The following is an 11,698-nucleotide window of genomic DNA, read 5'->3' as shown; positions in this document are numbered from 1 at the left end:
CGATTGCATGCCTGATTCCTCTGTGTCTTCACCATCATCCACTTCCGCCATCGAAGTCGTCAATCTGTCCAAGCGTGTCGCCGATGCCGCCGCCGAGGCGACTGCCGTCAGCAAGGCCGGCGAGCTGGCGATCTTGCGCGACGTCAATTTTAACGTGCAGGCCGGAACCACGCTGGCCATTGTCGGCGCCTCCGGTTCCGGCAAGTCGACGCTGCTGGGACTGCTGGCAGGGCTGGATACGCCTTCCGACGGCACCGTCAGGATTGATGGCGTCGACATCTTTGCGCTCGACGAAGACGGCCGTGCGGCGCTGCGCAAGCACAAGCTCGGTTTCGTGTTCCAGTCGTTCCAGTTGCTCGGTCATCTCAACGCCGTCGAAAACGTCATGCTGCCGCTGGAGCTGCGCGGCGACGCCGATGCACGCGGCAAGGCCGAACGCATGCTGGCGCGGGTCGGCCTGGGCAGCCGCCTCAAGCACTATCCCAAATATCTGTCCGGCGGCGAGCAGCAGCGCGTGGCGCTGGCGCGTGCCTTCGTCACCGAGCCGCCTCTGCTGCTGGCAGACGAACCGACCGGCAGCCTGGACGCCACAACCGGCGAAGCGGTAATCCAGTTGATGTTCGAGTTGAACAAGGAGCGGGGCTCGACGCTGGTGCTGGTCACGCACGATCCGTCGATTGCGGCGCGCTGCGCGCAGACGATCACGATTGCGGCAGGGCGGCTGGTCGAAGCCTAAGCAGCTGTTTCCGCTGGATCCGCAGCCACCCGCAGTGGATGCGCGCGCCGGTGTTCAACATACGCGATGCCCATGCCGCTGGCGCAGATGATGCCGATGCCGAGGATGGTGACGGCGTCGGGAAACTGGTTGAACACCAGCCAGCCCATCGCACTGGCCGAGATGATCTGGCTGTAGGCGAACGGCGTCAGCACCGACGCTTCAGCATGCCGGTAGGCGCTGTTCATGAAGAAATGGCCGATCGTGCTGGTGATGCCGGTCGATGCCAGGATCATCCACTCAGTCGCATCGGGTGTATGCGGCGACCAGAAAAACGGCACCATCAGGCTGCTGATCACCATCCCCACCAAACCACCGTAGAACAGCGTGACCATCGGATCGTCGGCCTGATTGGCCTTGCGATTGAGGATCGACACGGTCGCATAGGTCGCCGCCGACAGCAGGCCCAGCACCACGCCGTGCGCCGGAATGTCGCCGCCCGGGCGGATCACGATCAGCATGCCGGCGAATCCTACCGCCACGGCGACCCAGCGCGAGATATAGGTGGTTTCACCCAGCAGCCACGGCGATACCGCCAGCACGATCAGCGGCGCGCAGAAATTCATCGCGGTGCCTTCGGCCAGCGGCACGATCTTGAGCACGGAAAAGAAAATCAGCGTCGACAGCAGCAACGCCAGCGCGCGCAGCACTTGCAGGCGCGGCCGGGTCGAATGCAGGATGCTGCGGCCGTGGCGCCGCTTGTATAGTGGCATCAGCGTGGCCGCCATGAAAACGGTATTGATGCTGTAGCGCATCCACGCAATCATCACCACGTGATAGCCGGCCATGCCCAGCAATTTGCCTGCGGTGTCCAGCAACGACAGTGTCCACAACGCCGAAATCAGAAAGATGATGCCGAGCCACAGTCGTGGGTGTGACGCAATATTAGCGGGCATGGTCTCTGATGATTTGATTGAGGAGGGTGCGCACCGCCGGAATCACTTCGCTGGCGGTCAGGCCCACTGGACCGACGCCAAGGTCGACCAGCTGATCGGCGGCTTTGCCGTGCATCCAGACGGCCGCCAGCGCCGCCAGCGTCGCCGGCCAGCCCTGTGCCAGCAAGGCGCCGCACAGGCCGGACAGGACGTCGCCGGTGCCTGCGGTGGACAGCGCCGGATTGCCGGTGGCGTTGATGACGATGTCGCCGTCAGGGAACGCGATGACGGTGCCTGCGCCCTTGAGGATGGCGATGCTCTTGAAATGCCGCGCCAGCAGCCGCGCGGCGGCCGGCCGGTCATTCTGGATTTCGGCGGTGGTGACGTCGAGCAGGCGCGCCGCTTCCAGCGGATGCGGCGTGATGATGCTGGTGTGCTGCGCGCGATTTTGCAGCTTGTGCTGCAGGCCGGGTTCGGCTGCGATCATGTTCAGCGCGTCGGCGTCGATCACGATGCGGCCTTGCGCATCCAGCGCGCGTGTCAGGACATCGTGCGCGTGGCGCGAGGTGCCCAGACCGGGGCCGACCACTACCGAGGCTGTGCCGAATTCGACGCGATCGGCCTGGCGCATCATCAGTTCCGGATGCACGCTGTCGTAGGCCGGCGCATCGTCGACGAAGGCGATGAACACGCGTCCGCTGCCGGCATGCGCAGCCATGCGCGCCGCCAGCACCGGCGCGCCGCCCATGCCGTGGGCGCCGCCCACCACGATGACGTCGCCGTAGCTGCCTTTGTGCGTGTTGCCGGCGCGTGGTTTCAGCGCCGGGGCGAACAGCTCCAGTTCATTGAGCTGCGCACGCGGCGCGGGAAAATGTTTGTCGTCGATGTCGAGGTTGTCGACCACGACCTCGCCGCTGAAATCCTGGCCGTCGCAGGTATGCATGCCCGGCTTGTCGCCGATGAAGCTCAGGGTATGCGTGGCGCGTACCGCAACGCAGCCGGCGCCGCCGATGATGGCGCCGGTGTCGGCACTCAGGCCGCTGGCGATGTCGATGGCCAGCACCGGGCAGCGCAGCGAGTTGATGTAGTCGACGCAGGCGCGCAGCTTGCCGCCGAGCGGGCGCGTCTGACCGATGCCGAACAGACCGTCGATGACCAGCGTCCAGCGCTTGTGAGTCAGATGTGCCGGATCGGCGATGTCGAGGAATTCCACCTCGGATGCGCGCGCGCGTTGCAGCGCCTTGCGCGCATCGTCGGGTTGCCTGCTTTCGTCGGCGTGCAAGGCGACGGAGACGTGCAGTTCAAATTGGGATAAGTAGTGCGCCGCTTCCAGCGCATCGCCGCCGTTGTTGCCGGGTCCGGCCAGAATCAGCACATGAACGTCGTCGTCGCCGGCCACCAGGCTCAGCGCGCGGCGGGCACAGGCTTCACCGGCACGTTGCATCAGGGTGTAGGAGGGCAGTTCCGCCTTGGCGGCATGTTCGATCTGGCGAATTTCAGCAATCGAATAAAGCGCACTCATAGACGACGCGGCCCGATAAGGTGAAAGGTGAGAATGAAGCGGCGGGAAAACAGAAATGGTGCTGGCGCGACCATTCTAAGTCAATTGAAAAAAATCCGCAGACATGAAAAGAGCGCCACCGACGGTTGCCAGATGCGCTCTCGTTTGTGGGAATTGTCAGCCGGCGACCGAAGAGATCAGCAAACCGTCGCTGTCGATTTCCGTCTCGCGACCGGCCATGGCGTCGGCCAGCAATTTGCCTGCGCCGACGGCGGCGGCCCAGCCGTGGGCGCCGTGGCCGGTGTTGACGTAGATGTTGCCGTGTGTGGTGCCGCCCACCAGCGGCATGCCGTTGGGTTGCAGCGCGAAGGTGCTGCTCCAGAAATTGGCGGTGTTGAAGTTGGCTGCGTTCGGATAGTAGTCGTTGGCGACCTTGAGCAGGCTGGCGATGGCCTTGGGATGCGGCAGTTCGGTGCGCGGCAGGAAGCCGAGCAGGCCGGAGACGCGGATGCGGTTTCCGACGCGGGCGATGGCGACCTTGTAGGTCTCATCGAACAGCGTCGTGTTGGGCGCCTCGTCGAGATTCTTGACGGCCGCCATGGCGTTGTAGCTCTGCACCGGGCACAGCGGCAGGGACAAGCCGAGCGGTTTCAGCAGCGGCAGGTTCTGCATGCCCGCAGCCAGCACGACGCCGTCCACGGTCAGCGTGCTGTCGCCGTCGGCGGCGCCCACGTCGATCGAGACGCGGCCGCCGAGTTCAGGCCGGACCGCTTTCACCGATTGCGAAAAATGGAATTGCACGCCGATCGACTGCGCAATCGCGCGCAACTGCTTGACGAACAGCACGCAATTGCCGGCGGCGTCTTTCGGGTAATACATCGCGCCAGCGATCGGCGTGGCCGACTGGAAGGCCGGCTCGACCTCACGGATGGCGTTCTGGCCTTTGAGTTGCTGGCGCGGCAGTTCGAACTGCTTGAGGCTGTTCTCGATGGCGGCGCAGCGTTCCGCGTCCGCTTGATTGCGGAACAGGTGCAGCAGGCCCTGGCTGTTTTCTTCTTCCAGCGCGTACTGTTCCTGCAGGTGCTGGGCCAGCATCTGGCCGTAGGCCGACAGACGCGTCAGGCGTTGCTTGTTCAGGGAGAAATAATCCTGGTATTCGCGGCGCGACTTGCGCACCCAGCGCCAGCGCGACGGGTTGAAGCCGGACTTGACCAGGATCGGCGGTTCATTCTTGAACAGGTTGGAAAAAGCAGTGCGCGTGATCGCCGGCAGAACCAGCGGCTGCACCACGCTGGGCGCAAGCAGGCCGGAGTTGCCGAAGGTGGCTTCTTCGGCGACGTTGGCGCGGCGTTCCAGCACCGCGACCTCGAAACCGGCACGGGCCAGGAAATAGGCTGTGGTTACCCCCGACAGGCCCCCGCCCACAATGGCAATCTGCTTCAGTGTTTTGTTATGCGTCACTATTATCGTCACTAATTCAATCGAGGCCGACGCGGTGGAAAACCCTTGTCAACCCGTGCTGGCGCTGCTTGCCGAGGTGCGCCGATGATCCGTCCGGGGTGTTCGCCCGATACTCGCCCCGTAATGCGGCCTGAATGATACCAAATCGCGGCGGCGTACAGCGTAGTTGCCGCTTTTTGCGGCAATATCGCAGCGGGATCGAAAAAGGATCCAACCGATTTCGACATTTTGGGAATTGTCGCCCGGTGAAGGGAACCTGCAATCCGACTTTTCCTCTGAAAGGGGCTTGTTATTTCAGGCGCTGACTGGTTACATTAGCGCCAGCCGCAGCAAAGCGGTTTACCGGTTTGCCGGAACAAGCGTCTTGTATCTTGCATCTTGTAGTTTTGTATCAACACGCATCCATAAATTTAAAAAGGTGAACACCATGACCAAACGTTTTGCTGCATTCTTTTTTGCCCTGTTCGTCTTGGCGCTGGCCGGTTGCGGTTCGACGCCCCAACAGGCCAGCACCGGCCAGTACATTGACGACTCGGTGATCACCACCAAGGTGAAGGCGGCGATCTTCGAAGAGCCGAACCTGAAAACGCTGCAAATCGGCGTCGAGACCTTCAAGGGCATCGTGCAACTGAGCGGTTTCGTGAACAACAGCGCTGCCTCGCTCAAGGCATCTGACGTGGCGCGCAAAGTCGAAGGCGTCAAGGGCGTGAAGAACAGCCTGGTTGTGAAGTAAGCGACCGCATCTGTTCCCGCCGGCCCGGTTCGACGTCAGTCGACCGGGCCGTTTTTCATTTTGCGTTTGATTCGTTCAATGCATCCAGCGCGTCGAAGCGCGTACGCAAAAACGCCACCAGCGCACGCACGGTCGGCGACGCGCTGTTGCGATGCGGGTAGACCGCGTTGAGCGGAATCTCTTCCTGGCAATACGCGTCCAGCACGGTCGCCAGCCGTCCGGCGCGCACGTCGCTGCGTACATCGATCCAGGATTTGTAGGCGATGCCGACGCCGGCCACGGCCCATTCGCGCGCAATCGATGCGTCGTCGGTCATGCGGTCGCCTTGCACCTTGACGTCAATGGCTTGCTTGCCGCTCTGGAAACGCCATTGGTTGAACAGGCCTTGTTTCAGGTAGAACAGCAGGCAGTTGTGACGCACCAGGTCGTCCGGCGTTTGCGGCGTACCTTGGCGACGAAGGTAATCCGGCGACGCCACCAGCACGCGACGGCCGGTCGCCAATTGTTGCGACACCAGCGATGAGTCGCCCAGTTTGCCGGAACGGATGGCAATGTCGACGGCGTCCCGGAACAGGTCGGCGACCCGGTCCGAAAAATGCATCGTGAACTTGACCGCAGGATGCAGCGCCTGGAATTCGTTGAACCACGGGAACAGCACATTGCGTCCGATGTCGGATGGCATGGACAGCCGGATGTGTCCCTGGATCGCATCCTTGCCGCTGCTGAGCAGGGTTTCGCCTTCCTGCAGCAGCGCCAGCGCGTCGCGGCAATACTCCAGAAAAATTTCACCCTCTGGCGTGAGCCGCATGCTGCGCGTGGAGCGTGCAAACAGGCGCGTGTTGAGGCGCTGCTCGATACGCTTCAGGCTGGCGCTGGCGGTGGCCGGCAAAACCCCGAGTATGCGCGCGGCCTGCGACAGGCTGCCGGTGTCGGCGGTGTGGATCAGCAATTGCAGGTCGGTGGTCGCGTACATGATGAACGTTGATTTTCAAATTAAATTTGTAAGTAATTCAATTTTAAGTCTATTTATCTGTTTTTGCGATGGGGTGATAATGCCTCATCTCCCGGACGTTGCCGGGTGCTTGATAAAGGAGAAACACCATGAAAGCCGTCGCCCTGAAGCGTTACCTGCCCATCGCCAACCCCGAATCCCTGCTTGACGTCGACTTGCCGCGCCCGACGGCGCAAGGCCGCGACCTGCTGGTGGCGGTCAAGGCCATCGCCGTCAATCCGGTCGACACCAAGGTCCGTGCGCCCAAGGACAAGGTCGAAGACGCGCCGCGCGTGCTCGGCTGGGACGCCGCCGGCGTGGTCGAAGCGATCGGCGCCGACGTTACCGGCTTCAAGGTCGGCGACCAAGTGTTCTACGCCGGCGACATCACGCGTCCGGGCAGCAACAGCGAATTCCAGCTGGTCGACGAACGCATCGTCGGCCATGCACCAGCCTCGCTGTCGATGGAGCAGGCCGCAGCCTTGCCATTGACTGCCATCACCGCCTGGGAAGCCTTGTTCGAACGTCTGCGCGTTCCGCGCAAAGCGGCTTCCGGCAAGGCCCCCAGCATCCTCATCATCGGCGGCGCCGGCGGCGTCGGCTCAATCGCGATCCAGCTCGCGGCCAAGGTGGTCGGCCTCAACGTGATCGCCACGGCCTCGCGTCCGGAGTCGGAAAAATGGGTGCGCGAACTGGGTGCGCAGCAGGTGATCAACCATTTCGGTGACATCCCGGCTCAGCTCAAGGACATCGGTTTCGAGCAGGTCGACTACGTGCTGATCCTGAACGACACCGACAAGCATTTCCCGGCGGCAGCGCAGGCCATTGCGCCGCAGGGCACGATCGCCACTATCGTCGAGAACAGCGCACCGCTGGACGTGTCCTTGCTGAAAGCCAAGAGCGCCGGTTTCGTGTGGGAATTCATGTTCACGCGATCCATGTTCCAGACCCCGGACATGGCCGAGCAGGGCAAGCTGCTCAATGAAATCGCCGCCCTGATCGACCAGGGCGTGATCCGCACCACGCTCAGCAAAGTGTTGTCGCCAATCAATGCCGCCAACCTGCGCCAGGCGCATGCCGACCTGGAAGGCGGCCGCGTGATCGGCAAGATCGTGTTGAAGGATTTTTAAGTCTTCGCCCCTGATGTTGCCAGTCGACTGCCATTCCGGATTGCTTTCCTGCCGGAATGGCGTTTTCGTGGGCTGGAACAGGGTGGGCAAGGTATAATTCGGGTTTTCGTATTTTCCGACGCAGATACTGCGCTCCGGACCTGATGCGACTCGATTCCACCGCCAAATCCTGACTTCCTGCCATGCTGATTCTGCCGGGCTCCAATGCCCTTTCCGCCTTCCGCACCCAACGCCTCCTGTCCCAACTGCAAGCTGTCGACGCCGCCATCACGGGCGTGACCGGACGCTTCATCCATTTCATCGACGCCGTCGGTGAGGTGTCGCAGCAAGACCAGGACCGCCTCGACGGTTTGCTGACCTATGGCGAGCCGTTCAGCGGCGCCGCCGAGGGCGACGAATTCGTGGTGATTCCGCGCTTCGGAACGATTTCGCCGTGGGCCAGCAAGGCCACCGACATCGCCCGCAACTGCGGCATGGCAAACATTCATCGCATCGAGCGCGGCATCGCCTATCACGTGCAGGTCAAGAGCGGCCTGCTGGGCGGCGCCAAGAAGCTCGGCGAGGCCAGCATCGCTGCGGTTGCCGCGCTGCTGCACGATCGCATGACCGACATGGTCCTGCGCACGCCGCAGGAAGCGGCAGGCCTGTTCAGCGAGCTGCAAGCCAAGCCGCTGGAATTCATCGACCTGCTGGCCGGCGGCAAAGCGGCGCTGGAAAACGCCAACACCGAACTCGGCCTGGCCTTGTCCGACGATGAAATCGACTATCTGGTCGACGCCTTCACCCGCGCGCAGCGCAATCCGACCGACGTCGAACTGATGATGTTCGCGCAGGCCAACAGCGAGCACTGCCGCCACAAGATTTTCAACGCCGACTGGACCATCGACGGCGAGAAGCAAAGCAAGTCGCTGTTCGGCATGATCCGCAACACGCACGAGCTGCATCCCGAAGGCACCGTGGTCGCCTACAGCGACAACTCGTCCGTCATCGAAGGCGCCAACATCTCGCGCTTCTACCAGCGCGGTGCGGCCAAGGGCAACGTCTACGAAGCATCGGACGAACTGACCCACATCCTGATGAAGGTCGAGACGCACAACCATCCGACTGCGATTTCTCCATTCCCGGGCGCCTCCACCGGCGCCGGCGGCGAAATCCGGGATGAAGGCGCAACCGGCCGCGGCGCCAAGCCGAAGGCGGGCCTGACCGGCTTCACCGTCTCCAACCTGATGGTCACGCATGCGGTGCAGCCGTGGGAAAACGCCCGCGACGTCGCGCAAGCGCCGGCACAGCGCGATGCACTGGCGCAAGGCGGCATTTACGGCAAGCCCGATCGCATCGCTTCGCCGCTGCAGATCATGATCGACGGCCCGCTCGGCGGCGCCGCGTTCAACAACGAATTCGGCCGTCCCAACCTGGGCGGCTATTTCCGCACCTACGAACAAAATGTCGGCGGCAACGTGCAGGGCTATCACAAGCCCATCATGATCGCCGGCGGCATCGGCAGCATCAACGCCAAGCACACGAAGAAAAACGACCTGCCGGTCGGCAGCCTGCTGATCCAGCTGGGCGGCCCGGGCATGCGCATCGGCATGGGCGGCAGCGCTGCGTCGTCGATGGCAACCGGCGCCAATACGGCTGATCTGGACTTCGACTCCGTGCAACGCGGCAATCCGGAAATGGAACGCCGCGCGCAGGAAGTCATCAACGCCTGCTGGACCATGGGCGACGACAATCCAATCTTGTCGATCCATGACGTCGGCGCCGGCGGCCTGTCGAACGCCTTCCCGGAAATCACCAACGACGCCAAGCGCGGCGCGATTTTCGACCTGCGCAAGATTCCGCTGGAAGAGAGCGGCCTGGCGCCGAAGGAAATCTGGAGCAACGAATCGCAGGAACGTTACGTGCTGGCGATCGATCCCGAGCAGCTGCCGCTGTTCCGCTACCTGTGCGAGCGCGAGCGCTGCCTGTTCGCCGTGGTCGGCACTGCCACGGAAGAGCGCCAGTTGAAGCTGGTCGACGCCGAGCAAAACAACAACCCGGTCGACATGCCGATGGACGTGCTGCTGGGCAAGCCGCCCAAGATGCACCGCGACGTCAAGCACGTTGACGTGGAATTGCCGCCGGTCGACCTGACCGGCATGGATCTGGTGGAAGTGTCGCACCGCGTGCTGCGCCTGCCGACCGTGGCCGACAAATCCTTCCTGATCACCATCGGCGACCGCAGCGTCGGCGCCATGACCGTGCGCGACCAGATGGTCGGTCCGTGGCAGGTTCCCGTCGCTGACTGTGCCGTCACCGCAATGAGCCTGGAAGGCTATCTGGGCGAAGCAATGGCGATGGGCGAGCGCACGCCGCTGGCCGTGATCAACGCCGCTGCGTCGGGCCGCATGGCGGTCGGTGAAGCGATCACCAATATTGCCGCTGCAGCGATTGACAAGATTTCCGATATCAAGCTGTCGGCCAACTGGATGGCGGCCTGTGGCCAGCCTGGTCAGGACGCCGCACTGTTCGACACCGTCAAGGCCATCGGTATGGAATTGTGCCCGGCGCTGGGCGTGTCGATCCCGGTCGGCAAGGATTCGCTGTCGATGCGCACAACGTGGAAAGATGACGGCGCCGCGAAGTCGGTGATGTCGCCGGTGTCGCTGATCGTATCCTCATTCGCACCGGTGCAAGACGTACGCCGCACGCTGACGCCGCAGATTCGCACTGATTTGGGCGACACCGTGCTGATCGCCATCGACCTCGGTCGCGGCAAGAACCGCATGGGTGCGTCCGCGCTGACCCAGGTCATGCAACAGATCGGCAACGAAACGCCGGACGTCGACAGCGCCGAAGACCTCAAGGGCTTCTTCGCCGCGATCCAGCAATTGAACAAGGAAGGCCAATTGCTGGCTTACCATGACCGTTCCGATGGCGGCCTGTTCGCCACATTGACGGAAATGGCCTTTGCCGGCCGCAGCGGCCTGTCGATCAACCTCGACATCCTGGCCATGGAGAGCGAACATGCCGCCGATTGGGGCGACTCCAAGAACTGGACCGCGCAAGTCGGCGAACGCCGCAACGAACTGACGCTGCGCGCCTTGTTCAACGAAGAGCTGGGCGCCGTGATCCAGGTGCGCGCCGACCAGAAGTCGGAAGTCATGAACGTGCTGCGCGCCTATAACCTGGGCGCCTGCAGCCACATCATCGGCAAGCCGAACAATCGCGACGTGATCGAGTTCATGCGCGACGCCAAGAACATCTACAGCCAGCCGCGCAGTGCGTTGCATCGTCTGTGGAGCGAAACCAGCTGGCGCATCGCGCGCCTGCGCGACAATCCAGCCTGCGCCGACGCTGAATACGAGCGCCTGCTGGATCTCGCCGATCCAGGCATCACACCGAAGCTGACGTTCGATCCGCAGGAAGACATCGCGGCGCCGTTCCTCAACATCGGTGCGCGTCCGCGTGTGGCGATCCTGCGCGAGCAGGGCGTCAATTCGCATATCGAAACCGCCTACGTGATGCACAAGTCCGGCTTTGAATCGGTTGACGTGCACATGAGCGACCTGATTGCCGGCCGTGCCAAGCTCGACGATTTCAAGGGCCTGATTGCAGTGGGCGGCTTCTCCTACGGTGACGTGCTCGGCGCCGGCGAAGGCTGGGCCAAGACCATCCTGTTCAACGCGCAACTGGCGGAGCAGTTCTCGCAGTTCTTCCAGCGCCAGGACACGTTCTCGCTGGGTATCTGCAACGGCTGCCAGATGATGAGCAACCTGAAGTCCATCATCCCGGGCGCGCAGGACTGGCCGAAGTTCACGCGCAACAAGTCGGAGCAATTCGAAGCGCGCTTCTCCATGGTCGAAGTACAGGAGTCGCCGTCGATCTTCCTGCAAGGCATGGCCGGCACGCAAACGCCGATCGCGGTCGCGCATGGCGAAGGCTTTGCCGACTTCTCGCTGACCGGCGACGTCAACAAGGCGCTGGTGGCGATGCGCTTCATCGACAACAAGGGCGCAGTAACCGAAGCCTATCCGTACAACCCGAACGGCTCGCCGCAAGGCATCACTTCGGTGACCACGCCTGACGGTCGCTTCAACGTGCTGATGCCGCATGCCGAGCGCGTATTCCGCAGTGTGACGCAATCATGGCATCCGGATGCGTGGGGTGAGGATTCGCCGTGGATGCGCATGTTCCGCAATGCACGCAAGTGGGTGGGCTGATCCATCTCCTTGCAGCAGTCGTGAAAAAGC

Annotated in this window: 8 protein-coding genes; 4 read left to right on the top strand and 4 right to left on the bottom strand. The window is 62.8% G+C overall.

The window, feature by feature from the left end:
- Positions 1-7 precede the first annotated feature (7 nt).
- Positions 8-736, top strand: a complete 729-nt coding sequence (locus tag E4P32_RS06980) for an ATP-binding cassette domain-containing protein (protein WP_116432639.1) — start codon at positions 8-10, stop codon at positions 734-736.
- Here the strand turns inward: E4P32_RS06980 and E4P32_RS06975 are convergent.
- The 3 genes from E4P32_RS06975 to E4P32_RS06965 form a co-directional block, all read right to left on the bottom strand.
- Entirely contained in the window at positions 733-1,671 is a 939-nt protein-coding gene (locus E4P32_RS06975; protein WP_116432640.1) for a DMT family transporter, read from the bottom strand. The two genes, E4P32_RS06980 and E4P32_RS06975, sit on opposite strands and share 4 nt — an antisense overlap.
- On the bottom strand, positions 1,661-3,172 hold the full coding sequence (locus tag E4P32_RS06970; protein ID WP_116432641.1) for an NAD(P)H-hydrate dehydratase: 1,512 nt from the start codon (positions 3,170-3,172) through the stop codon (positions 1,661-1,663). The genes E4P32_RS06975 and E4P32_RS06970 overlap by 11 nt, the downstream gene beginning before the upstream one ends.
- Before the next feature lie 156 nt (positions 3,173-3,328).
- Positions 3,329-4,612, bottom strand: coding sequence for an FAD-dependent oxidoreductase (locus E4P32_RS06965; protein WP_233526531.1), 1,284 nt, complete (start codon positions 4,610-4,612; stop codon positions 3,329-3,331).
- Positions 4,613-5,039: 427 nt separating this feature from the next.
- Between E4P32_RS06965 and E4P32_RS06960 the strand changes: the two genes are divergently transcribed.
- Positions 5,040-5,345, top strand: coding sequence for a BON domain-containing protein (locus tag E4P32_RS06960; RefSeq protein WP_116432643.1), 306 nt, complete (start codon positions 5,040-5,042; stop codon positions 5,343-5,345).
- Positions 5,346-5,400: 55 nt separating this feature from the next.
- Here E4P32_RS06960 and E4P32_RS06955 read toward each other — a convergent pair whose 3' ends face one another.
- Positions 5,401-6,318: a LysR family transcriptional regulator gene (locus E4P32_RS06955; RefSeq protein WP_116432644.1), complete on the bottom strand. Its 918-nt coding sequence runs from the start codon at positions 6,316-6,318 to the stop codon at positions 5,401-5,403.
- A 128-nt stretch (positions 6,319-6,446) separates the two neighbouring features.
- On the opposite strand from E4P32_RS06955, the gene E4P32_RS06950 reads away from it, so the two are divergent.
- Complete coding sequence (locus E4P32_RS06950; protein ID WP_116432645.1) at positions 6,447-7,466, top strand: zinc-binding alcohol dehydrogenase family protein; 1,020 nt, start codon at positions 6,447-6,449, stop codon at positions 7,464-7,466.
- A 182-nt stretch (positions 7,467-7,648) separates the two neighbouring features.
- Complete coding sequence (gene purL, locus E4P32_RS06945) at positions 7,649-11,668, top strand: phosphoribosylformylglycinamidine synthase (RefSeq protein WP_116432646.1); 4,020 nt, start codon at positions 7,649-7,651, stop codon at positions 11,666-11,668.
- The last annotated feature ends 30 nt before the right edge of the window (positions 11,669-11,698 follow it).

Source organism: Herbaspirillum sp. 3R11 (assembly GCF_004563925.1).
Taxonomy (GTDB): Bacteria; Pseudomonadota; Gammaproteobacteria; order Burkholderiales; family Burkholderiaceae_D; genus Herbaspirillum.
Note: the sequence above shows the minus strand (reverse complement) of the source record. Positions and strands in the feature narration are given on the sequence as shown.